Origin of the sequence: Pseudomonas mandelii (genome assembly GCF_024138395.1) — a bacterium.
Classification (GTDB): Bacteria; Pseudomonadota; Gammaproteobacteria; order Pseudomonadales; family Pseudomonadaceae; genus Aquipseudomonas; species Aquipseudomonas mandelii_E.
In genome coordinates, this window is record NZ_JAMYDU010000002.1 from 173,724 (window position 1) to 196,678 (window position 22,955).

The 22,955-nt window shown below is 59.7% G+C and carries 21 protein-coding genes and 1 pseudogene; 9 read left to right on the forward strand and 13 right to left on the reverse strand.

Annotation, left to right across the window (positions count from 1 at the left end):
• Nucleotides 1–8: 8 nt before the first annotated feature.
• Nucleotides 9–845 (reverse strand): amino acid ABC transporter permease, encoded by an 837-nt coding sequence (locus tag NHU87_RS04160; RefSeq protein WP_253545898.1) that lies wholly within the window; start codon nucleotides 843–845, stop codon nucleotides 9–11.
• Nucleotides 842–1,663, reverse strand: a complete 822-nt coding sequence (locus tag NHU87_RS04165; protein WP_253545900.1) for an ABC transporter substrate-binding protein — start codon at nucleotides 1,661–1,663, stop codon at nucleotides 842–844. The genes NHU87_RS04160 and NHU87_RS04165 overlap by 4 nt, the downstream gene beginning before the upstream one ends.
• Nucleotides 1,664–1,774: 111 nt before the next feature.
• Here NHU87_RS04165 and NHU87_RS04170 point away from each other — a divergent pair, with 111 nt between their 5' ends.
• Nucleotides 1,775–2,674, forward strand: a complete 900-nt coding sequence (locus NHU87_RS04170; RefSeq protein WP_253545902.1) for a homocysteine S-methyltransferase family protein — start codon at nucleotides 1,775–1,777, stop codon at nucleotides 2,672–2,674.
• A gap of 120 nt (nucleotides 2,675–2,794) precedes the next feature.
• Here the strand turns inward: NHU87_RS04170 and NHU87_RS04175 are convergent, their stop codons facing one another.
• From NHU87_RS04175 to NHU87_RS04185, 3 genes are read right to left on the reverse strand one after another with little or no spacing between them, the layout of a single operon-like run.
• Nucleotides 2,795–3,466, reverse strand: coding sequence for a GNAT family N-acetyltransferase (locus tag NHU87_RS04175; RefSeq protein ID WP_253545904.1), 672 nt, complete (start codon nucleotides 3,464–3,466; stop codon nucleotides 2,795–2,797).
• Between the two features lie 17 nt (nucleotides 3,467–3,483).
• On the reverse strand, nucleotides 3,484–3,930 hold the full coding sequence (locus NHU87_RS04180) for a GNAT family N-acetyltransferase (protein WP_253545906.1): 447 nt from the start codon (nucleotides 3,928–3,930) through the stop codon (nucleotides 3,484–3,486).
• A 10-nt stretch (nucleotides 3,931–3,940) separates the two neighbouring features.
• Complete coding sequence (locus NHU87_RS04185) at nucleotides 3,941–4,564, reverse strand: FMN-binding negative transcriptional regulator (protein ID WP_253545908.1); 624 nt, start codon at nucleotides 4,562–4,564, stop codon at nucleotides 3,941–3,943.
• A 90-nt stretch (nucleotides 4,565–4,654) separates the two neighbouring features.
• Here NHU87_RS04185 and NHU87_RS04190 point away from each other — a divergent pair, with 90 nt between their 5' ends.
• Nucleotides 4,655–6,208: a PLP-dependent aminotransferase family protein gene (locus tag NHU87_RS04190; protein ID WP_253545910.1), complete on the forward strand. Its 1,554-nt coding sequence runs from the start codon at nucleotides 4,655–4,657 to the stop codon at nucleotides 6,206–6,208.
• A gap of 17 nt (nucleotides 6,209–6,225) precedes the next feature.
• On the opposite strand, the pseudogene NHU87_RS04195 reads toward NHU87_RS04190, so the two are convergent.
• From NHU87_RS04195 to aspA, 6 genes and pseudogenes are all read right to left on the reverse strand, one after another.
• Nucleotides 6,226–7,323, reverse strand: a pseudogene (locus NHU87_RS04195) (polyamine ABC transporter substrate-binding protein); the annotation flags it as partial.
• A gap of 13 nt (nucleotides 7,324–7,336) precedes the next feature.
• Nucleotides 7,337–8,368, reverse strand: coding sequence for a histone deacetylase family protein (locus tag NHU87_RS04200; protein WP_253545912.1), 1,032 nt, complete (start codon nucleotides 8,366–8,368; stop codon nucleotides 7,337–7,339).
• Nucleotides 8,369–8,616: 248 nt separating this feature from the next.
• Nucleotides 8,617–9,609, reverse strand: coding sequence for an AraC family transcriptional regulator (locus tag NHU87_RS04205; RefSeq protein ID WP_253545914.1), 993 nt, complete (start codon nucleotides 9,607–9,609; stop codon nucleotides 8,617–8,619).
• Between the two features lie 150 nt (nucleotides 9,610–9,759).
• Nucleotides 9,760–10,764, reverse strand: a complete 1,005-nt coding sequence (locus tag NHU87_RS04210) for an asparaginase (protein WP_253545916.1) — start codon at nucleotides 10,762–10,764, stop codon at nucleotides 9,760–9,762.
• Between the two features lie 166 nt (nucleotides 10,765–10,930).
• The gene (locus tag NHU87_RS04215; protein WP_253545918.1) at nucleotides 10,931–12,382 is read right to left on the reverse strand and encodes an alanine/glycine:cation symporter family protein; all 1,452 of its coding nucleotides are present in this window, start codon (nucleotides 12,380–12,382) and stop codon (nucleotides 10,931–10,933) included.
• A 506-nt stretch (nucleotides 12,383–12,888) separates the two neighbouring features.
• Nucleotides 12,889–14,313: an aspartate ammonia-lyase gene (aspA, locus tag NHU87_RS04220; protein WP_030132480.1), complete on the reverse strand. Its 1,425-nt coding sequence runs from the start codon at nucleotides 14,311–14,313 to the stop codon at nucleotides 12,889–12,891.
• A gap of 180 nt (nucleotides 14,314–14,493) precedes the next feature.
• Between aspA and NHU87_RS04225 the strand changes: the two genes are divergently transcribed.
• The 5 genes from NHU87_RS04225 to NHU87_RS04245 all read left to right on the forward strand — a co-directional run bounded on the left by NHU87_RS04225 (nucleotide 14,494) and on the right by NHU87_RS04245 (nucleotide 18,443).
• Nucleotides 14,494–15,411: a LysR substrate-binding domain-containing protein gene (locus NHU87_RS04225; RefSeq protein WP_253545920.1), complete on the forward strand. Its 918-nt coding sequence runs from the start codon at nucleotides 14,494–14,496 to the stop codon at nucleotides 15,409–15,411.
• Nucleotides 15,412–15,715: 304 nt separating this feature from the next.
• Nucleotides 15,716–16,207 (forward strand): 5-(carboxyamino)imidazole ribonucleotide mutase, encoded by a 492-nt coding sequence (purE, locus tag NHU87_RS04230; protein WP_003196369.1) that lies wholly within the window; start codon nucleotides 15,716–15,718, stop codon nucleotides 16,205–16,207.
• Between the two features lie 11 nt (nucleotides 16,208–16,218).
• The gene (locus NHU87_RS04235) at nucleotides 16,219–17,301 is read left to right on the forward strand and encodes a 5-(carboxyamino)imidazole ribonucleotide synthase (RefSeq protein ID WP_253545922.1); all 1,083 of its coding nucleotides are present in this window, start codon (nucleotides 16,219–16,221) and stop codon (nucleotides 17,299–17,301) included.
• Between the two features lie 259 nt (nucleotides 17,302–17,560).
• On the forward strand, nucleotides 17,561–17,809 hold the full coding sequence (locus tag NHU87_RS04240; RefSeq protein WP_253545924.1) for a GlsB/YeaQ/YmgE family stress response membrane protein: 249 nt from the start codon (nucleotides 17,561–17,563) through the stop codon (nucleotides 17,807–17,809).
• Nucleotides 17,810–17,906: 97 nt separating this feature from the next.
• Complete coding sequence (locus tag NHU87_RS04245) at nucleotides 17,907–18,443, forward strand: DUF3299 domain-containing protein (RefSeq protein WP_253545926.1); 537 nt, start codon at nucleotides 17,907–17,909, stop codon at nucleotides 18,441–18,443.
• A 116-nt stretch (nucleotides 18,444–18,559) separates the two neighbouring features.
• Here the strand turns inward: NHU87_RS04245 and NHU87_RS04250 are convergent, their stop codons facing one another.
• Together NHU87_RS04250 and NHU87_RS04255 are read right to left on the reverse strand one after the other, a co-directional pair.
• Nucleotides 18,560–19,459: a D-hexose-6-phosphate mutarotase gene (locus NHU87_RS04250; protein WP_253545928.1), complete on the reverse strand. Its 900-nt coding sequence runs from the start codon at nucleotides 19,457–19,459 to the stop codon at nucleotides 18,560–18,562.
• An 82-nt stretch (nucleotides 19,460–19,541) separates the two neighbouring features.
• Complete coding sequence (locus tag NHU87_RS04255) at nucleotides 19,542–19,946, reverse strand: acyl-CoA thioesterase (RefSeq protein ID WP_253545930.1); 405 nt, start codon at nucleotides 19,944–19,946, stop codon at nucleotides 19,542–19,544.
• 367 nt (nucleotides 19,947–20,313) lie between these two features.
• On the opposite strand from NHU87_RS04255, the gene NHU87_RS04260 reads away from it, so the two are divergent.
• A complete protein-coding gene (locus NHU87_RS04260; RefSeq protein WP_253545932.1) occupies nucleotides 20,314–21,612 on the forward strand; it encodes an MFS transporter in 1,299 nt (432 codons plus the stop codon).
• A 249-nt stretch (nucleotides 21,613–21,861) separates the two neighbouring features.
• The gene (locus NHU87_RS04265) at nucleotides 21,862–22,860 is read left to right on the forward strand and encodes a phosphate ABC transporter substrate-binding protein PstS (protein ID WP_253545934.1); all 999 of its coding nucleotides are present in this window, start codon (nucleotides 21,862–21,864) and stop codon (nucleotides 22,858–22,860) included.
• Nucleotides 22,861–22,955: the final 95 nt, after the last annotated feature.

Sequence of the window (22,955 nt, forward strand, 5' to 3'; positions counted from 1 at the left end):
TCTTTTTGCTAACTACGGCTCAAATAGGCCTTCCCATAATGCCGCTCCATCCGCGCCTGAATCAGCTCCAATCCAATCGACATCAACCAATAAATAATCGCCGCCGTCGTGAGCATTTCGATGTAGCGATAGCTCGAGCGCCCATACGACTGCGCCAAAAACATAACCTCCCAAACCCCCATCACCGAGATCAGCGACGAGTCTTTAAGCATCGAGATAAATTGGTTGGTGGTGGGCGGAATGATGGTGCGCATGGCCTGGGGCAGGGTGACGCGCCAGAAGATTACGGTTTCGCGCATGCCCAGGGCCAATGACGCTTCGCGTTGGCCGTGGGGGACGCCGAGGATGCCGGCGCGGAAGATTTCGCTCAGGTAAGCGCCGTAGTTCAGCGACAGGGCGATGATGCCGGCGGCAATGGCGCCGGGTACGATGCCGAGTTGTGGCAAGCCGAGGTAGATCAGCAGGATCTGGATCAGCAGCGGTGTGCCGCGAAAAAATGAGGCGTAGAAGCTCGCGATGCCGAACGCCACCGCGCTTTTCGACAGCCGCGCCAAGGCGGTGATGAAGCCCAGCAGCGATGACGCCACGATCGAGCACAGGCACAAAAACAGCGTCAGCGCCGCGCCTTGCAGAAAGCCGTTGGGCGCCAGGTGCAGGCCGATCAGGTTCGGCAGTTTGTCGAGGATGATCGAGAACTTCAGGTCGAAGCTCAGGAAGAAACTGGCGAACAAGCTGAACATCGCCGCCCAGGTCAGGTACAGCCGAGTACGGAAGCCGAAGACCCGTTGCAGCAATGACTCAGCCACTGGTTGCGGCGGCTGAGGTGGTTTGGGGAAAGAGGTCATTTGCTGATGTCGGCGCCGATCCATTTTTGCGACAGCTTGCTCAAGGTGCCGTCCTGTTTCAGCTGGGCAAACACATCACGTACTTTGGCGTCCCACTGGGCGTCGCCTTTTTCGATGGCCACCGAGTTCGGCTCCGAGTACAGCGGATCACCGGCGAGCTTGAAGCGTTTGTCTTCGTTCAGGCGCGGTTGCGCGGTCACCAGGTTGGTGAGAATCGCGTCCAGACGAACGCCATCGCCCAGGCCCAAATCCTGGAACGCGACGTTGTCGGTGTCGTACGGGGCGATCTGCACATTCTCGAACGGGTACTGCAACTGGGTGTCTTCGGCGCCTTCGATCACCAGGTTTTTGTTCAGGTAGCTTTCATAGCTGGAGGCGCTGGTGAGGCCGACTTTCTTGCCGCTCAGGTCCTTGGCGCTGTGAATGCTGTCGTCTTTGGCATTGACCACAATCACCGCCGGGGAGGCGTAGTACTCGACCGGGAAGTCGAAGACTTCAGCGCGGGCTTTGCTCGGGGTCATGGAGCAGATGCAGATGTCGTAACGCCCGCTCCAGCGACCGGCGGCGATCACATCCCAGGACGGCGTTTCGAGGCGCAGCTTGACGCCCAGTTTGTCTGCCACGGCTTTTGCCACGTCAACGTCGAAACCGTCGAGCTGGTTTTGATCGTTGAGAAACGAGAAGGGTGGATAGCTTTCCATCAACACGCCCACCAGTTCTTTCTTTTTCTCGATGCGATCCAGAGTGGCGCCCGCAAAAGCTTGAGTGGAGGCAGCCAGAATCGTCAGGCCCAGGGCCAGCAGTGGTTGAAATTTCACAGTTGATCCCTGAAAAAAAGAGGTTGTTATTAACCGGGTGGTGCGTATTAAATAGTTATAAGAACGACTCTGATAGTGAGTTATTTTCATAAGCTTATGAGTGAAAAGCATATGGGCGCAGGCAGCACGGTAATTCTGGATGGCGGCATGGGTCGTGAGCTGCAACGCCGAGGGGCGCCGTTCAGGCAGCCTGAATGGTCCGCGCTGGCTTTGAGCGAAGCGCCGCAAGCGGTGGAGGCGGTGCACGCGGCTTATATCGAAAGCGGTGCCAACGTGATCACCAGCAACAGTTACGCGGTGGTGCCGTTCCATATTGGCGAAGAGCGTTTTGCCGCTGAGGGTCAGGCGCTCGCGGCGTTGGCCGGTGAACTGGCCCGGCGTGCGGTCGATGCGTCGGGCAAACCGGTGCGCGTGGCCGGTTCATTGCCGCCGTTGTTTGGCTCCTACCGTCCGGACCTGTTCGACGCTGCGCGGGTGACTGACCTGCTGACGCCTCTGGTCAATGGTCTGGCGCCTCATGTCGATCTGTGGCTGGCGGAAACCCAGAGCTCGATCGTCGAGGCACGGGCGATCCACGCCGGTCTGCCGAAGGACGGCAAGCCGTTCTGGCTGTCGTTTACCTTGAAGGATGAAGACACTGACGAAGTGCCTCGTCTGCGTTCCGGTGAACCCGTGGCTGAGGCTGCCGCGATGGCGGCTGAGTTGGGCGTCGAGACCTTGCTGTTCAACTGCAGCCAGCCAGAAGTGATCGGCGCTGCGATCGATGCGGCGCGGGAAACCTTCGAGCGCTTGGGGGTGAAGATCCACATCGGCGCGTACGCCAATGCCTTCCCGCCGCAGCCGAAAGAGGCTACGGCCAATGATGGGCTGGACCCGTTGCGCGACGATCTCGACCCTCCGGGTTATCTGCAATGGGCGGCCGATTGGCAGAAACGCGGGGCCAGCCATTTGGGCGGCTGCTGCGGGATCGGGCCGGAGCATATTGCGGTGTTGGCCCAGAAGTTAGCGTGATGCCATTCGCGGGCAAGCCTCGCTCCTACAGGTTTTCGGTTGACCATAATATGGTGATCGACGCAAAACCCTTGTAGGAGCGAGGCTTGCCCGCGAAGGCGTCCTCCCTGTCGCCGAAGATTACCCGCGGCACTCAACCAGAGTTTTCACCTGCCCCGATTCCGTCTGGTTCTCATCGGACAACCACCGCTCGAACCCCGCGCCGATTGCCGGCCATTCCGAATCCAAAATCGAATACCACGCCGTGTCACGGTTCTGCCCTTTGACCACCATGTGCTGGCGGAAAACCCCTTCAAAACTGAACCCCAACCGCTCGGCCGCGTACTTGGAGCGGGCATTGCCGTTGTTGCACTTCCACTCCAGACGCCGATAACCCAACGCAAAGGATTCCCTGGCCAGCAGGTAAACCGCCTCGGTACTTTTCGGCGAACGCTGCATCGGGGCGCCGAAGGTCACATGGCCGATCTCGATGCGGCCCTGAGAAGGCACAATCGACATCAGGCTGAGGATACCCTGCACGTCGCCACTGGCGCGGTCGATCACCGTGAAGAAATACGGGTCGCTGTTGGCCGCATGGTTATTCAGCCAATCGTTGAACGCACTGCGCTCCGGGAAAGGACCATAAGGCAAATAGTCCCAGAGTTTCGGATCCGAGCCCGGGCCTTCGAGGGCTTTCCACAAGCCGTCGGCGTGACGGGCCGGGTCAAGTTTTTCCAGGCGGATGAAACGCCCTTCGATCAGTTGAACCGAGGGCGGCGGAACACCTTTCCAGTCCGCGAGTGAAGTCGACATGCTGCTCTCCTTGAACCTTAAAGGGCTTTGCGAAACTGGATGAAACCGGGGCGCTCGGCGATGCGCTCATAGAGCTGGATCGCGGTGGCGTTGGTTTCGTGGGTCAGCCAATGGACCTTGCAGCACCCATCGGCCTTGGCCGTGGTGTAGACGAATTCAATCAGTTGCCGCCCGACACCGGTGCCGCGGGTTTCTGGCGTCACCAGCAAGTCTTGCAGGTAACAGGAGTTTTCGATGCTCCAGTTCGAGCGGTGGTAGATGAAATGCACCATGCCCACCGCTTTACCATCGGCCCAGGCTAGCGCCCCATGGGTCGGTTCGCTCGGATCGAGCAGGCGCTGCCAGGTGCTCTGGGTGACTGCGTCGGGCAATTCGGTGTTGTAGAAGCGCAAGTAGGCTTGCCACAGCGGCAGCCAGGCAGCGTGATCGTCGGCGGTGACCTGGCGGATGTCGATCTGACTCATGTGGGTTCCTTTAACGCATCAATTTGGCGAGGGCCTGGTCGTGCACATCCGGGCTGGCGGCCAGCCCCTCGCGCACACCGGCGATGTCTGCGGCATTGCGGTTCTGGCTGAGCTTGCGTTTGCCCTCCAGACGCTGGATCGGCAAGGCAAAACCGACGATGGCCTTGAGCATGCCATCAATGTAGTCGGTGGGAGCGTCATCGACTTTCCATGGGTTGGAGCGCCCCGACTCATGACGATCAGTCAGAGCGCTGACCAGAGTGCGCAGGCGATCGGCGTCGGTGAACACCTCGGCCATGCCATAGGCGTGCACGGCGACGTAGTTCCAGGTCGGCACGACTTTGCCGTGCTCGGCTTTGCTCGGGTAAAACCCCGGGCTGACGTAGGCATCGGCACCCGCAAAAATCATCAGCGCCTCGGCACCGTTCAGCAATTCTCGCCATTGTGGATTGGCCCGGGCGAGGTGGCCGTAGAGGGTGCCATTCGGGCCTTGGTCAACATTCAGTAGCAGCGGCAGATGACTGGCTTGCAGGCCCTGTTCACCGTGGGTGACCAAAACGGCAAGACGCGTGTCGCGTATCTGCTGATGCAGTTCGTTCAATTCATCGATGGCGAAGTTGCTGGTCGTGTACATGGAAATATTCCTTGGCGAATGCCTGCATCCTAGGCAGGCTATTGGTCTGTTGTAAGAGCCATTAATGACCAATCTCATAGGTCCATTACCATGTCGAATACACCGCTTCCCTCGTCGTTCAATCCGGCGGGTATCGAACTCGACCGCCGTCAGGGCCTGAGTCGTCAGCTCTATCAAGCGCTGCGGGTGCGAGTGCTCGACGGACGATTGGCCAGCGGCACACGACTGCCGGCCAGTCGCGATCTGGCGACGGCGTTATCGATTTCCCGCAATAGCGTGGTCCGTGCCTACGATCAGCTCTACGCCGAAGGCTTCATCGAGGGGCGTGTTGGCGACGGGACTTATGTCGCGCAATTGCCTCAAGCCGCGGTGTCGGTGAAAAAATTATCCACAAAAGTATCCACAGGGTTTTCAACAGGGTTACCCACAGCCTTATCCACAAATTGGCTGGATTTACCTGTGGTTTCAACCAGTAAAGTTATCCACAGCGGTGCTTTGGGCCGGGTTGAAAAGAACCATTTGTCCTTGCCTCCCAGTGGTCCGCCTCGGGCATTTCGTGTCGGCGTTCCCGCTTTTGATCTATTTCCTTTCGAAGTCTGGGCCAAGCTGAACGCGGCTTTCTGGCGTAAGCCGGATTTACAGCAACTGTGTTACGGCGACCCTGCGGGTGATGCACGATTGCGAGGGCTGATTGCTGCGTACTTGCGCAGTTCGAGGGGCATGCAGTGCTCGGCTGAGCAAATAGTGATCACCAGTGGCGCGCAACAGGGGATTAGCCTTTGTGCACAGTTGCTGGTGGAGCCTGGCGATGGGGTGGGCATTGAAAATCCGGGGTATCGAGCGGCAGGGCATGCGTTCGCTGTCGCCGGCGCGCGATTGCACGGGATAGCGGTGGACAGCGAGGGCATTGATTGCACCGAATTGGCGGGGCACAGCGATTGTCGATTGGCTTATGTCACGCCGTCGCATCAGTACCCGACAGGGGTGGTCATGAGTCTGGCGCGACGTCTTGAATTGTTGGCTTGGGCCGAACGCACCCAAGGCTGGATCGTCGAGGACGACTACGATGGCGAATACCGTTACAGCGGCGCGCCGCTGGCACCATTGGCTGCACTCGATCGGCAGGGACGGGTGCTGTATGTCGGCACCTTCGGCAAGGTCGCATTCCCGGCATTAAGACTGGGTTATCTGGTGTTGCCGCCCGGATTGGTTGAGGCGTTCTCCCAGCGTCGTGCGGTGGACGTGCGGCACTCGGAGGTCAGCACGCAAGCGGTAATGGCTGAGTTCATGGCGGCCGGGCACTTCCAGCGACACATCCGGCGTATGCGCCGTGCTGCGTTGAGTCGGCGTAACGTCTTGCTCAATGGCTGGCCTGGGGATATCCCGGGCGTCGGCAAGCTGCCCAGTGTGGCGGCCGGTTTGCACCTGACGGTACGTGTCGACAGCGTGGCCCGTGAGCGCGAATTGATCGAACAAGCCGCCAGCGTCGGGGTGGAGATCAATGGTTTGAGCAGTTATTGGCTGCCGGACACAACGCTCCCCGAGGACCAGCGAGCGGGGCTGGTCCTGGGGTTCGCCGCAGTGCCGGAGACGGCTATCGAATCGGCACTGGCGAGGCTCAAAGAGATTTGGCGCGCAGTGTAAGCGGCGCCGCCCGGATCAGTGCCGGACTTGATCTTGGTCCAGGCGCGGGTCCGTGCCCGTTCGGCATCGCGAGGCAACGGTTGCAGGGTGTAGAGCGTGCTCATCGCCGCTTCGGTCGGGTACAGGTTCGGGTTGTTGCGAATCGCCGGGTCGACCATTTCCGTGGCGTCCTTGTTCGGGTTCGGGTAGCCGACGAAATCGCTGACCGGTGCGATGACTTGGGGTTGCAGCAAGTAGTTGATGAAGGTGTAGGCGTCTTCCGGGTTTTTCGCGCCTTTCGGAATGGCGAGCATGTCGAACCAGATCGGCGCGCCTTCTTTGGGCAGGCGCATGTCGACGATCACGCCATTCTTGGCTTCCTTGGCGCGGTTGGCGGCCTGGGAGAAGCTGCCGGAATAGCCGACCGCCACGCAGATGTCACCGTTGGCAATGTCGGCCATGTACTTGGAAGAATGGAAGTAGGTGATGTACGGACGAATCTTCATCAGCAGCGCTTCAGCCTTGGCGTAGTCCGCCGGCTTCTGGCTGTTAGGGTCCAGGCCCAGGTGTTGCAGGGCCAGCGGCAGGATCTCTGACGGCGAGTCGAGCAGCGCCACGCCGCATTGTTTGAGCTTGCTGATGTTCTCTTCCTTGAAGATCAGGTCCCAGCTGTCCACCGGTGCGTTGTCGCCCAAAGCCGCCTTGACCTTGTCCGGGTTGAAGCCGATCAGAATGGTCCCGTACATGTACGGCACGGCGAATTTGTTGCCCGGGTCGTTGGCTTCGATCAACTTCATCAGCTTCGGATCGAGGTGGTTCCAGTTCGGCAGTTTGCTGCGGTCCAGTGGCTGGAACACCCCGGCTTCGATCTGCTTGGCGAGGAACACGTTGGACGGCACCACCACGTCGTAACCGGAGTTGCCGGTCAGCAACTTGGCCTCCAGTGCTTCGTTGGTGTCGAAGATGTCGTAGACCAGTTTGGTCTGGGTGTTCTGGGTCTTGAAATCTTCCAGCGCTTTGGGGGTGATGTAGTCGAACCAGTTGTACACCCGCAATGTGCGCTCTTCAGCGTGCACGGCGCCACTGACTATCATGGCGCACAGGGTTGGAACGATCAGACGCTTGAGTCGGTTCATTTGTTCTAATTCCTCATTGGGCGCTTTCAAAACCTTCGAGAACGTTCACGGCATTGATGCCGATTTCCTCTACCGCGTAACCGCCTTCCATCACGAACAGTGTCGGCTTGCCGAGGCCCGCGATGCGCGCGCCCATCGCCAGGTAATCCGGGCTGTCGAGTTTGAACTGGGAGATCGGGTCGTCCTTGAACGTATCGACGCCCAAGGACACGACGACGATGTCGGCGCCGTACTTTTCGATTTCTTTGCAGGCCTGCTCCAGCGCCGCGCTCCAACGGTCCCAGCCTGAACCGGCGGGCAAAGGGTAGTTGAAGTTGAACCCTTCGCCCGGGCCTTCACCGTGTTCGTCTTCGTAGCCGAGGAAGAACGGAAACTCGGCTTCCGGATGGCCATGGATCGAGGTGAACAGCACGTCGCTGCGCTCGTAGAAAATTGATTGGGTGCCGTTGCCGTGGTGGTAATCGACGTCGAGGATCGCGACCTTTTTGTGGCCTTGATCGAGGAATGCCTGAGCGGCGATGGCGGCGTTGTTGAGGTAGCAATAACCGCCCATCAAATCGCTGGCGGCATGGTGTCCCGGTGGACGGCACAAGGCGAAGGCGCTGCGGGCACCGCGCTGAATCACCGCTTGTGCCGTGAGGGCAACTTGCGCCGCGCTATATGCCGCTTGCCAAGTGCCGGCGGTAATGGGTGCGCCGCCGTCGAAGCTGTAATAGCCGAGCTGGCCGTGCAGGCTGGTGGGCATGATCCGGCGCAAGGTGCGGGCCGGCCAGGTGTAGGGCAGCAAGTCGCCGTCGGTGCCGAATTCGGTCCAGCGCGCCCAGGCCCCTTTGAAGAAGTCGAGGTAGTCGCGGCTGTGGATGCGCTCGATCGGTCCGAGACCAAAATCCTGCGGCGCCTCGACCGGGCCCAGGCGACGGTACTGTACGCGTGCCAACACATGGTCGGCCCGCGAGGGCATTTCGAAGCAGGGCATCAATTGCCCGTCCATCAATTCACAGCGTCCGTGATGCAAGTGGTGATCGTCCGAGTAGATCGTCAGCATTTCTTGTTCTCCGCAGGCTGATTCGGTTGCACACAGTCTTGCGGCGGGCAGCGTTTGGGAGAACGGCAGGAAAGGCCAAAAGGGGATCGATATGGCCAAAAGATTTGACCGAAATTCGCCCCTTATTGGCACGCCGACGCCCTCGAATGACGCACCTGACCCTGTAGGAGCGAGGCTTGCCCGCGAAGGCGTCTTCAAATACGCCAAAAGCTTCGCGGGCAAGCCTCGCTCCTACAAGGGTTGGGTTGTCAGGGGCGGAACTGACTCGGCGCCACACCACTCCAGCGCACAAACGCATGACGGAAACTGGCGGTCTCGCTGAACCCCAACGTCTCGGCAATCCGATAGATCGGCAGTTGATCTTCGCAGAGCATTCGCTTGGCCTGCTCGAAGCGCAGCTCATCCAGCAATTCCTGATAGCTGCACCCCAGATCCTTCAGGTGCCGACGCAAGGTGCGTGCCGAACAATTCATCTGTTCGGCCAAACCATCCAGGCCCGGCGCCGCGTTGAGCTGCGCAGCGAGTAGTTGGCGGATACGCCCGAGCCAGGCCTGGCGCCCGGTGAACTCGGTGTTTTGCTTGCGACAACGTTCGGCCATGGCTTGGTGGGTGATGGCGTCGGCCAGAGGCAGGGGTTGTTCGAGCCAGCGTTTGTCGAAAGCAAAGGCATTGGACACAGCATCGAACTGCAAGGGGCAGTCGAAACGTTCGGCGTAGCGCGCCTGATAGTCCGGCGCCGGATGTTCGAAGCGGGCGCCGAGTAGAGGCAGGGGGTGGCCGAGGAGGTCTTCGCAGGTGACTTTCATCGAGACCAGGCAAAACTCGACATTGAACGGTGCCAGCGCCGGATTTTCCCGATAGTCGCCGGCGGTAAGCCAGATGCGCTCGTTCTCTTCTTCCAGGCTCAATTCGAACAGTGTTCCCAATAGCGCCGGATAGTGCAGCGCCAACCGCAAGGCGTCACCTAAAGTGGCGCTGGTGAGTAAGGCGTACCCGAGCATGCCGTAGGAAGAAACGTGCATCCGCCGGCCCAGTTCCAGGCCGATATCGCGACGTAACGCGACGGCGTTGGCGCAAACCAGCATCTCCTGATTGGTGGTGATGCGCGTATCCGCCCGGCTCAGATCCGCCGCGCTGATGCCGCTGCCAGTCAGTAACGCCTCGCTGGACAGGCCTTCGGCCTTGAAAGTGTTGAGCACCAGGGAGACAGCGTTGAGGGTGGTGAGATGGGAGTGGAGCATGGGGGCTTCCGGCGTTGGGCATGCCGGAAAGGGAGCAAGTTGTATGCCGGTTGAGACAACCTGTAGGAGCGAGGCTTGCCCGCGAAGCTTTTGGCGCACTTGAGGCCGTCTTCGCGGGCAAGCCTCGCTCCTACAGGGTGATGTGTTGTGTCAGATAAGTTCGCCGCACAGGTCGAGTTCAATCAGCCGTCGAACTTCAGCCGTCTCAAGCCCTGCACCCAGCAGCCCATGCAACTTGCCGAATGCCGCCTCGCGAGTCATGCCGCCACCGGACAACACACCGGCGTCACGCAAGCGGCTACCCGCCTCGTACACATCGAGTTGCACGCCACCTTCATGACATTGCGTAACCGCGACCACCACCACACCTTTGTCCCGCGCCCGTTCCAAGCTGGCGAGAAACTCGGGGTTGTCGCTTGGCCCGGTACCGCTGCCATAACATTCCAGCGCCAGCCCCTGAATACCGCTGTTGAGCAGGCCATCCAGCTGATCAGCACCGATGCCCGGGAATAGCGGCAGCACCGCGACCTTCGCCAGGTGTTTAGGCTCGTTGTAGTTCAGCTGCGCCGGCACGGCAGTCGCCTTCACGCCGCCGCCCTGACGCTCCAGCCGCTTGAACGGATGACGGCCGAAGCTGCGAACCTTGGCGCAACGGGTCGGGTCGAGCAGTTCGCCGTGGAAGTACAGATGAACGCCCGGCGCCAGGCCTTGGCCAAGGGCAACCAATGCACCGCTGAGGTTTTCCCAGGCATCGCTGTCGGTCACGCCGGCCGGCAACATGGAGCCGGTGAACACAACGCGGGCATGCAGGCCGAGTAACTGAAAGCTCATGGCTGCGGCGCTGTAGGCCAGGGTGTCGGTGCCATGCAGGATCAACACGCTGTCGCAGCCCTGGACATCAACGGCGTCGACCACCGCTTCGCGCAATTGCTGCCAGTAGGCGGGCGTCATGTTGGCGCTGTCGATCAGCGGCGACATCTCGCGAAAGCGCCACTGCGGCACCACCAGTTCAGGCTGGCTGTGCAGATACTCGCGCATCCGCGCTTCGAAACCGGACGCCGGCGCCAGGCCGTGGGCGCTGGCTTGCATGCCAATGGTGCCACCGGTGTAGAGCACCATGACGTGCTGGGCGGCTGGGTAACTATTGGGGATCATCTGGAGGTCTCCACAAGAGATGACATGTGGGAGCGAGCCTGCTCGCGAAAGCGGTCAATCATTCAACATTGATGTTGGCTGATACACCGCTTTCGCGAGCAGGCTCGCTCCCACAGGTGATTCACTTTAACTGACGGGCGCAGGGGATGCGCCCGTCTTTTACCGGTCAGCGTTGCGCTGCAGGTACGCCTTGCGGCTCGGCTTCGGTCTTGCCAGCGGCGGCTGGCGGATTGGCTGGCCATGCTTTCAGGTCCAGGTCCAGATCCGGGAACTTGCTCGAATCGAACACCGGGGTCTTGATGCCGGCAGCGCGCTGGTCATCGTAGTCACGCATGATACGCATGCCGACCTTGAACAGCAGGAACAGCGCGATCAGGTTCACGAACGCCAGCAGGGTCATGGTGATGTCGGCGAAGGCGAACACGGTGCCGAGGTTTTCGATGGCACCCCAAAAGATCAACACCAGTACCAGTGCGCGGTAGCCGATCAGCGCCTTGCGGTTTTCACCGAGCATGAAGCGCAGGTTGTTCTCGCCCAGGTAGTAGTTGTAGAGGATCGAGGTGAACACGAACAACGCCAGGGCCACGGAGATGAACATCCGGCCCCATTCGCCGACCACGGCAGCCAGGGAGTTCTGGGTCAGGGCGATGCCGTCGCCTTCGAAGCCCGGGGTGTAGAAGCCCGACAGCAGGATCAGCAATGCGGTGCAGGTGCAGATCACGAAGGTGTCGAGGAATACGCTGAACGCCTGAACCACACCTTGCGAGACCGGGTGCTCGACCGAGGCCACAGCAGCCACGTTCGGCGCACTGCCCAGGCCTGCTTCGTTGGCAAACACGCCGCGCTTCACGCCCATGACAATGGCGCTACCGATCAGGCCGCCGAACGCCTGGTCCAGACCGAAGGCGCTTTTGACGATGGTGATCAACATGCCTGGAACGTGGTCGAACTGCAGCACGATCACGTAGATGGTCACGCCGATGTACACCAGAGTTTTCACCGGTACCAGCAGGTCAGCGACCTTGGCGATCCGCTTGATACCACCGATGAATACCAGACCCAGCAATACCGCCAGGCCAAGGCCGGTGTACGTGGTGTCGAGGCCGAAGGCGTTGTTCAGCGAGTGGGTTACGGCGTGGGCTTGCAGGCCGTTGAAGGCGAAGCCAAAGGTGATCAGCAGCAGGAACGCCATGATCATGCCCAACCAGCGTTTCTGCAGGCCGTGCTGGATGTAATAGGACGGGCCGCCACGGAACTGGCCTTCGGAGTCGCAGCGCTTGTAGAGCTGGCCGAGGGAGCATTCGAAGAAGCTGCTGGACATGCCGACCAGCGCGGTCACCCACATCCAGAACACCGCACCGGGGCCACCAAGGGTCACGGCGATGCCGACACCCGCGATGTTGCCCGCACCGACGCGGCCGGCGAGGCTGAGCATCAGGGCCTGGAAAGAGCTGAGCTGGCCAGCGCTGCTTTTGAGGCTGTCACGGAACACCGCGAACATGTGAAAGAAATGACGGAACTGAACGAAACGCGAGCGGATCGTGAAGTAGCTACCGAGCCCGACAATGAGCACGATCAGTACTTTCCCTGAGAGGAAGTCGTTGATGACTTCGAGCATGGATTATTCCTCGCTATTTTTTGTGTGTGCAGATACTGGATGGACCGACACATCGCGTTACACCGGCTCGCGCGGGGCACAACAGGTGGATCGAGGTTCGTTCCGTTTCCATATCGCGGGTTTTATTAGTTCGGGTTTCGCATGGGTTTGGGCCTCGTTAACGACGACCGCTCACGCGAAGAGGGCCGGCACTATACCTAGGAGAGTGCCGTCCGTCTGCACGATTGTGGTGCAAGCGACGAAACGAGAGCGCTGCAAAATCAAAATCGCAGCCTTCGGCAGCTTCAATAGGGGTGTGTGTCAAACCCTGTAGAAGCCGTCGAAGGCTGCGATCTTGGCAGCACTGAAAACATTCAACATGTTGTGAAAATCCGCAAAAGGGTTAAAAAAAAGGGCTTGAGGGAGTAAATCCCCAAGCCCTCAAAAGGTGAGAGGTGTCTAGTCCCTCGACCTGGTGAGCGTGGCTCTTCATGCTCTTGGTTAAAAGAGAAGGAGCCGGCGTTTGGTCAAGCCTTCAGAGGCACCAGACGCGGAGCGATCATGTTTTCCGGGCGCAGGATGTCGGCGAGCATTTCTTCGTCGAGCAAGCCTTCTTCGCGCACCAGTTCCAGCACGCCGCGGCCGCTTTCAAGAGCGATACGGGCAATGCGGGTGGCGTTTTCATAGCCGATGTACGGGTTCAGCGCGGTGACCAGGCCGATCGAGTGTTCGACCAGTTCACGGCAGCGCTCTTCGTTGGCGGTGATGCCGACGATGCAGTGCTCGCGCAGCATGTCCATGGCGCGCTGCAGCAGGCGGATCGAGTCGAAGATCTTGAAGGCGATCAGCGGCTCCATCACGTTCAATTGCAGCTGGCCGCCTTCGGCAGCGATGGTCAGGGCCAGGTCGTTGCCGATGATCTGGAACGCAACCTGGTTCACGGCTTCCGGGATGACCGGGTTGACCTTGCCTGGCATGATCGAGCTGCCTGGCTGACGCGCTGGCAGGTTGATTTCGTTGATGCCGGTGCGTGGGCCGCTGGACAGCAGACGCAGGTCATTGCAGATCTTCGACAGCTTGACCGCGGTGCGCTTGAGCATGCCGGAGAACAGCACGAAGGCGCCCATGTCAGAAGTGGCTTCGATCAGGTCGGCGGCCGGCACCAGCGGTTGACCGCTAATGGTTGCCAGACGCTGAACGGCCAGGGCCTGGTAACGCGGGTCAGCGTTAATGCCGGTACCGATCGCGGTGCCGCCCAGGTTCACTTCGGTCAGCAACTCAGGTGCCAGGGTTTTCAGACGCGCCAAGTCTTCGCTCAGGGTAGTGGCGAAGGCGCGGAATTCCTGACCCAGGGTCATCGGCACGGCGTCTTGCAGCTGGGTACGGCCCATCTTCAGAACGTGGCTGAATTCTTCACCTTTGGCGGCGAACGACTGGATCAGGCTGTCTAGGCTGGCAAGCAGCGCGTCGTGACCCAACAGCAGACCCAGACGGATCGCGGTCGGGTAAGCGTCGTTGGTCGACTGCGCCATGTTCACGTCATTGTTCGGGTGCAGGTACTGGTATTCGCCCTTGCTGTGGCCCATGGCCTCCAGCGCGATGTTGGCGATGACTTCGTTGGCATTCATGTTGGTCGAAGTGCCAGCGCCGCCTTGAATCATGTCCACCACGAATTCTTCGTGGAAATCGCCGCGGATCAATCGGGCACAGGCTTCGCTAATGGCAGCGTGCTTGGCTTCGCTCAGGTGACCCAACTCGCGGTTGGCGTCAGCGGCGGCCTGTTTGACCATCGCCAGACCAACAACCAGTTTCGGGTAATGCGAAATCGGAACACCGGAGAGGCGGAAGTTATTCACCGCTCGCAGGGTCTGGATGCCGTAATACGCTTGAGCAGGCACTTCGAGTACGCCAAGCAGGTCTTTTTCTGTGCGGAAAGATGCAGCGGAGGACATGATAGAAATCATCTCGATATGGACCCGGTCTGTGCCGGAACACTGCAAATGCTAGGCTTGTGAAGAATTTTGGGCCAATGCTGTTAAACACTAGCCTATGCGCATTCGGCATAATGTCCGTGTGACGCCGCGTGTGCGGCGAGCGTGTGACCTAAATTGGTGCATGTCCGGGAGGGCGTGATGAATCTGGAAAGTAAATGGCTCGAGGACTTCAGTGCTCTGGCCGCCACCCGCAGCTTCTCCCAGGCAGCTGAACGACGCTTCGTGACCCAGCCGGCATTCAGCCGGCGGATCCGCAGCCTCGAAGCCGCGCTCGGGCTGACCTTGGTCAATCGCTCCCGCACGCCGGTTGAGCTGACAGCGGCGGGACAACTGTTTCTCGTGACCGCGCGAACCGTGGTCGAACAACTCGGTGAGGTGCTGCGCCACCTTCATCACCTGGAGGGGGGGCAGGGTGAGGTGATGCAGGTTGCCGCCGCTCACTCTCTGGCGCTGGGTTTCTTCCCGCGCTGGATCGCGCAGTTGCGCAACGAAGGGCTGAATATCGCCACGCGTCTGGTGGCGACCAACGTGGGTGATGCCGTGCATGCGTTGCGCGAAGGCGGCTGCGATCTGATGCTGGCGTTCTATGACCCGGACTCCGCGATGCAAATGGACCCGGAGATTTTCCCGTCGCTGCATCTGGGCGATACCGAAATGCTCCCGGTCTGCGCCGCCGATGCCGATGGCAAACCGTTGTTCGACCTGGAAGGCGAGGCCAGCGTGCCGCTATTGGCCTACAGCGCCGGTGCGTTTCTTGGACGTTCGGTGAACATGCTGTTGCGCCAGCGGGCGTTGCGATTCACCACCATTTACGAAACCGCCATGGCCGATAGCCTGAAAAGCATGGCGCTGGAAGGCCTTGGCATCGCCTGGGTACCGCAACTGAGCGTGCGCGCCGAACTGGCTCGCGGTGAGTTGGTGGTCTGCGGCGGCCCGCAATGGCATGTGCCGTTGGAGATTCGTCTGTATCGCTGCGCGCTGGTGCGCAAGGCGAACGTGCGGTTGCTCTGGCGCAAGCTTGAGGGCGGCGTAGTCCAAACCACCCCCGGGCAATAAGGTTTTGTAGGAGCCAGGCTTGCTGGCGAAGGCGTCCGTAAGATCGCCTTCGCCGGCAAGCCTGGCTCCTACAGGTTAGGTCGATTTACAATGTTTTTGCCTGACCTTCGGGTCAATAAAACCGGGACTTTGGCCCGAATGACAGATGGTCGCTATGGGGGCTGTTTATCTGCTTCATTGAGGTATACTGCGCGGCCTTCGGCCGGTTCGTCCGGCCATTTTTCGTACAATCAAGCCACGCATTTCTGCGTGGCTTGTTGTTTTTTGACGCGCCTGCGGGCGCCCAGAGAGAAGAGGCACGACGATGAGTGCACTGGTTGGCGTGATCATGGGCTCCAAGTCCGATTGGTCCACCCTTAGCCACACCGCCGATATGCTGGAAAAGCTCGGCATCCCTTACGAGGTGAAAGTGGTCTCTGCCCACCGCACCCCGGACCTGCTGTTCCAGTATGCCGAAGAGGCTGAGGCCCGTGGCATCGAGGTGATCATTGCCGGTGCCGGTGGCGCGGCCCACCTGCCAGGCATGTGTGCGGCCAAGACCCACCTGCCGGTACTGGGCGTGCCGGTGCAGTCGTCGATGCTCTCGGGCGTCGACTCGCTGCTGTCTATCGTGCAAATGCCAGCAGGCATTCCGGTCGCCACCCTGGCCATCGGCAAGGCCGGCGCGATCAACGCAGCCCTGCTTTCGGCGAGCATTCTGGGCGCCAAGCATCCGCAATTTCATACCGTGCTGAAAAAATTCCGCGCTGAGCAGACAGACAGCGTCCTGGACAATCCAGACCCACGCATCGCCTGAGGTTGTTGACGATGAAGATCGGTGTAATCGGTGGCGGCCAGTTGGGTCGCATGTTGGCGCTGGCGGGCACTCCGCTGGGCATGAATTTCGCTTTCCTCGACCCGGCGCCGGACGCTTGCGCAGCCGCGTTGGGCGAACACCTTCGGGCCGATTACGGCGATCAGGATCACCTGCGTCAGTTGGCCGATGAAGTCGATCTGGTGACCTTCGAGTTCGAAAGCGTCCCGGCCGAAACCGTGGCATTCCTGTCGCAATTCGTCCCGGTGTACCCGAGCGCCGAAGCGCTGCGCATCGCTCGCGATCGCTGGTTCGAAAAGAGCATGTTCAAGGATCTGGGGATTCCGACTCCCGCATTCGCCGACATCCAGTCGCAAGCCGATCTGGACGCCGCCGTGGCTTCCATCGGCCTGCCGGCCGTGCTGAAAACCCGCACCCTGGGTTACGACGGCAAGGGCCAGAAAGTCCTGCGCAAGCCTGAAGACGTGGTCGGCACTTTCGCCGAACTGGGCAGTGTCGCCTGCCTGCTGGAAGGCTTCGTGCCATTCACCGGCGAAGTCTCGCTGATTGCCGTGCGTGCTCGCGATGGCGAAACGAAGTTCTATCCGCTGGTTCACAACACCCACGACAGCGGCATCCTCAAGCTGTCCGTGGCCAGCACCGACCACCCGTTGCAGGCGTTGGCTGAAGACTATTCCAGCCGGGTGCTCAAGCAGCTGGAGTACGTCGGCGTGATGGCGTTCGAGTTCTTCGAAGTCGACGGCGGCCTAAAGGCCAACGAAATCGCCCCCCGCGTACACAACTCCGGGCACTGGACCACCGAAGGCGCCGAGTGCAGCCAGTTCGAAAACCACCTGCGGGCCGTTGCCGGTCTGCCGCTGGGTTCGACGGCCAAGGTCGGCGAGAGCGCGATGCTCAACTTCATCGGTGTCGTGCCGCCAGTAGAGAAAGTGATCGCGATCGACGACTGCCACCTGCATCACTACGGCAAGGCCTTCAAGGTCGGCCGCAAGGTCGGTCATGCCAATCTGCGCTGTGCAGATCGTGATACGTTGGCTGCGCAGATCCTTAAGGTCGAAGCGCTCATCGCCGAATAGTTTCATGTGGCGGCGGCGGAACCTTCAGTGGCCGCCGCTCTCTGATGGCAGGATGCCAAAGTCTGGCTAGGCTTTGGTGTCCTGTCTAACCAATACTGTTCCTTTTTGACAGCGTCTGTTGCCGTCATGCTGCGTTGCCGCTCCTCGCCATAGCGCGCTATGACTCGTCGCGGCGCCTTGCCTGACGACAACAGCCACTTGTCAAAAGAGGAACGTATTGGTTAGACAGGACACACCAACTCAATCAGAGGGAAATGCCATGGGAATTATCGGAACCATCTTTATCGGCTTGATCGTCGGCCTGCTGGCTCGGTTTCTGAAACCGGGCGATGACAGCATGGGCTGGATCATGACCATCCTGCTCGGTATCTGCGGTTCGCTGGCGGCCACTTACGGCGGCCAGGCCCTCGGCATCTACCGCGCTGGCGAAGGCGCAGGTTTCATCGGTGCGCTGGTCGGCGCGGTGGTATTGCTGGTGATCTACGGCCTGATCAAAAAAAGGACCTGATTGAAGTGACAAAGCCCTCTCTGCGCCATCGCCGGAGAGGGCTAGAATGCTCGGCGTTGCCATCGTCACATTGTCCTGTCCTTTGCCGAGCACTTTCATGCGCCGTTTTCTGTTGACTCTTCTCTTCCTGGGCGGTGGTTTGGCCCATGCCGGCGAAATGCCGGAAACCGACTGGCTCGAACTGATGCCCAAGTCGGACCAGAAAGCCCTCGAGGCCATGCCCGAAATCGACCACAACTCCCCGGAAGCCAATGGCACCTTTACCCAAAAAGGTGGCATGAAGCAGAGCAAGGGCTTGCCGGCGGTGATGTACTCGACCAAAACCGTGCCGTCGATGAACGACAAGCACATCCGCATTGGCGGTTATCCGGTACCGCTGGAATCCGACGCCAAGGGCCACAGCACGCTGTTCTTCCTGGTGCCGTATCCAGGCGCTTGCATCCACGTGCCGCCACCGCCGCCTAACCAACTGGTGCTAGTGCGTTATCCCAAAGGCTTGAAGCTGAATGACATCTATACGCCGCTGTGGGTGACTGGCACGCTGAAGATCGAGAAGGTCAACAACGACTTGGCGGACGCAGCGTATGCGCTGGATGCAGCGCAGGTGCGGGTGGTCAAAGAGTCGGATTTGTAGAACACCAAATGTGGGAGCGAGCTTGCTCGCGATAGCGGCATAACAGCCAACCTGGATGTTGAATGTTATGGCCTCATCGCGAGCAAGCTCGCTCCCACAGTGATTTATGGTGTTGTTTACAAAGGTTTGCTGGCGATGCTCACGCCCAGGGTATGACTCGCCCCCGGCGCCAGCGTCACCACATCACCCATCACATTCGCCGTTTCAATGCACAGCATGCGCTGCCAGCCATCGTCGGCCATGTCACTGAACGCTGCGGCGCGGTCGATCCAGGGGTTCCAGATCACTGCCGAACGCGAACCGCTGCTGGTCAGTTCGATGCGTCGTTCCCAGTGCGGGTCAACGATGCTGAGCTTCGGCGGGGTATTGAGATAGATGCGGTCGGTCTCGCCGGTAAAATGCAAATCACCGGCCTGGGTGACGGTTTTCCAGTCATCCAGGGTTTCGATATAGCTCAAGCCATTCAGCCCTTCAACGTGCACGTTGCGCACATCGCTGACTGCGAAATAGCTGTGCAGTGCCTGGCTGATCGTGACGTGTTCAGCGCCCTTGTTTTCGCTCGTCAGGCTGATATGCAACCGCTCATCCAGACGAATGCTCAGTTTCAAGTCCACCTGATGCGGCCATCCCGGCAGACCTTCTTCGGGGTAGGGCAGGACGAACTCCACCTTCAGGCTTTCGCCCTCGGTTTCGATGCCGAGCAATTCCCAATCCATCGCTCGCACCAAGCCGTGGGCCGTTGGCGGTTCATTGCCGACGCGCATGGCCTGGACACTTTGCGGGTTGCGCGACAGGTTGCCGAACCATGGCCAGCAAACGGGCACGCCGGCGCGGATGCTCTTGCCGGCCTTGAACACCGCCTCGTCGTTGAGCCAGATCAGCGGCGGTTCGCCGGCCAGTTGATAACTGAGAATGTGCGCGCCTTGCTGGGCCACCAGTAATTCGGCCTGACCGTGGCGGATGCGCCAGCAGTTCAGTTCATCCAGTTTCACGGCTTCAACGTTGGGCGTGCTCATGGGGCAACTCTCAATCAGGAACAATGACTGCAATGGACCGTAAAATAGTCGCCGGGTTTAACCCACCGTTACGAGCTTCGATTTAACGAGCTCTAGGCGGAACCGAGCGAGTGCGGCCGCTGCCGTCGATGGCGACGAACACGAAGACGGCTTCGGTCACTTTACGCCATTCGCTGGACAGTGGATCGTCGCTCCAGACTTCGACCATCATCTGAATCGAGCTGCGGCCGATTTCCAGGGCCTGGGTATAGAAGGAGAGCTGAGCGCCCACCGCTACCGGCACCAGGAACGCCATGCGATCGATCGCCACGGTGGCCACGCGGCCACCAGCCACCTTGCTGGCCATGGCAGTGCCTGCCAAATCCATCTGCGCCACCAGCCAGCCGCCGAAAATATCGCCAAAGCCGTTGGTTTCACGCGGAAGCGCGGTGATTTGCAGGGCCAGGTCGCCTTGCGGGATTGGATCGTCTTGTTCGAGCTCTATCATGCCGGGGGTGCCTCTGACCCGTGACTCTTCATTTGTACTTCAGGTTGAATAGCCGTCTCTAAGAAAAACGATTCAGCCCCGAACATACTACGTTCGTCACGTTTTTCGTAAGGCGCCTAAAGGGAAACTCTGCGAAATCGGCTGACAGGTGCCAACGACGGTTTCGCACAGCAACCCCTTACAAGCCGTTGCAATGTTACGAGTATATCGATCGGTAGACTCCGAGACGACCGTCCGGTTCTCATTTTGACCGTCAAATACGCGCCTCTATGTGCTTTTTCGAACAATTTGCTATCGTGCCGAACCTGCCCAAGCCTCTGCCAGCGTTGTCGAGGTTGCAGATCCGACTATAAGAGAAGCCCTTGCCATGACCACAGCGCCCTCGAGCATCGCGCAGCCCACCCAATCCGCACGTCCGCTGACCCGCAACGACTACAAGACGTTATCGCTGTCTGCCCTGGGCGGCGCGCTGGAGTTTTACGACTTCATCATTTTCGTTTTCTTCGCCACGGTGGTCGGCAAACTGTTCTTCCCCGCTGACATGCCCGAGTGGCTGCGCCTGATGCAGACGTTCGGCATCTTCGCCGCTGGCTACCTGGCGCGCCCGTTGGGCGGCATTGTCATGGCGCACTTCGGTGATCTGCTGGGGCGCAAGAAGATGTTCACCTTGAGCATTTTCATGATGGCCGTGCCGACCCTGATCATGGGCTTGCTGCCGACTTATGCGCAGATTGGCATGTGGGCGCCGATCCTGTTGCTGCTGATGCGTGTGATCCAGGGCGCGGCAATTGGCGGTGAAGTGCCTGGGGCCTGGGTATTCGTTTCCGAACACGTGCCGCAGCGGCACATCGGTTATGCCTGCGGCACGCTGACCTGTGGTCTGACCGCCGGTATTCTTTTAGGCTCCTTGGTCGCTACCGCAATCAACAGCATTTACACGCCGGTGGAAGTGTCGGATTACGCCTGGCGGATCCCGTTCCTGCTGGGCGGCGTGTTTGGCCTGTTCTCGGTCTACCTGCGCCGCTGGCTCCACGAAACCCCGGTGTTTGCCGAACTGCAACTGCGCAAAGCGCTGGCCGAAGAAGTGCCGTTGCGCGCCGTGTTGCGCGACCATCGCGGTGCGATCCTGATTTCCATGCTGCTGACCTGGCTGCTGTCCGCCGGCATCATTGTGATCATTCTCATGACCCCGACCGTGCTGCAGACCGTCTATCACTTCTCGCCGACTACCGCATTGCAGGCCAACAGTCTGGCGATCGTGTTCCTGAGCCTGGGCTGTGTGGCCTCTGGTGTATTGGCTGACCGCTTCGGCGCCGGTCGGATATTCGTGTTCGGTAGTACCGCGCTGCTGATCAGTTCGTGGACGTTCTATCACAGCCTGTTCAATCATCCCGACTGGCTGTTCCCGATGTATGCGCTGACCGGTTTGTTGGTCGGAACCATCGGTGCGGTGCCGTATGTAATGGTCAAAGCCTTCCCGGCGGTGGTGCGTTTTAGCGGGTTGTCGTTTTCCTACAACCTGGCTTACGCGATTTTCGGTGGCCTGACGCCGATGGTAGTGACGTTGCTCTTGAAGGAAAGCCCGATGGGGCCTGCCTATTATGTGGCGATCATTTGTGGGGTCGGGATTGTGGTGGGTGGATATCTCTGGAAGAAGGGGCGCTAGCCGACTTTTTGTCACGTCTGCACTGACGCCTTCGCGGGCAAGCCTCGCTCCTACGGGTCATGCGCTAATTTGCAATGATGCTAATCCTGTAGGAGCGAGGCTTGCCCGCGAAGAACGATAACGCGGTCCGCCTGCGAAAAAACCAAATACTGGCCTTTCATCCAATTGTCATATTTCAGCCATAGAGTGTTCACACGGCCTGCTGATACTTGGCCCCGACTTAACACACCTATCTGCTAGGAGTAAGGCATGAAACTGAAGCGTTTGATGGCGGCAATGACTTTTGTCGCTGCTGGCGTTGCGACTGCCAATGCGGTTGCCGCTGTTGACCCTGCTATCCCGAGCTACACCAAGACCACTGGTGTGTCGGGCAACCTGTCCAGCGTCGGCTCCGATACCCTGGCTAACCTCATGACCCTGTGGGCTGAGAACTACAAAAAAGAATACCCGAACGTAAACATCCAGATTCAGGCTGCCGGTTCTTCCACCGCGCCACCTGCGCTGACTGAAGGCACCGCTAACCTGGGCCCGATGAGCCGCAAGATGAAGGACAACGAGCTGCAAGCCTTCGAAACCAAATACGGCTACAAGCCAACCGCTATTCCGGTTGCCGTGGACGCCTTGGCTGTCTTCGTACACAAAGACAACCCGATCCAGCACCTGACCATGGAACAGGTCGACGCGATCTTCTCCTCGACGCGTCTGTGCGGTGGTAAGACCGACGTGAAAACCTGGGGCGACCTGGGTGTGACCGGCGACCTGGCCAACAAGCCGCTGCAACTGTTCGGTCGTAACTCGGTATCCGGCACTTATGGCTACTTCAAAGAAGAAGCCCTGTGCAAAGGCGACTACAAGCCAAACGTCAACGAACAACCAGGTTCGGCTTCGGTCGTACAGTCGATCAGCTCCTCGCTGAACGGCGTTGGTTACTCGGGCATCGGCTACAAGACCGCCAGCGTGAAAACCGTGGCCCTGGCCAAGAAAGGCAGCACCGAGTTCGTTGAAGACACCGAAGAAAACGCCCTGAACGGCAAGTATCCGCTGTCGCGTTTCCTCTACGTTTACGTCAACAAGGCCCCGAACAAGCCTCTGGCTCCGCTGGAAGCCGAGTTCGTGAAACTGATTCTGTCCAAACAGGGTCAGGAAGTGGTTGTGAAAGACGGCTACATCCCGCTGCCAGCCAAGGTTGCTGCCAAAGCACTGGCTGACCTGGGTCTGCAAGAAGGCGGCAACGTCGTAAAAAAGTAAAACCCTAGGTCCGGGGTAAACCCGGACCTGTGTAGGAGCGAGGCTTGCCCGCGAAGGGATCGCCGCGTTTTCAAGGGAGATCCGAGGCGATCCCT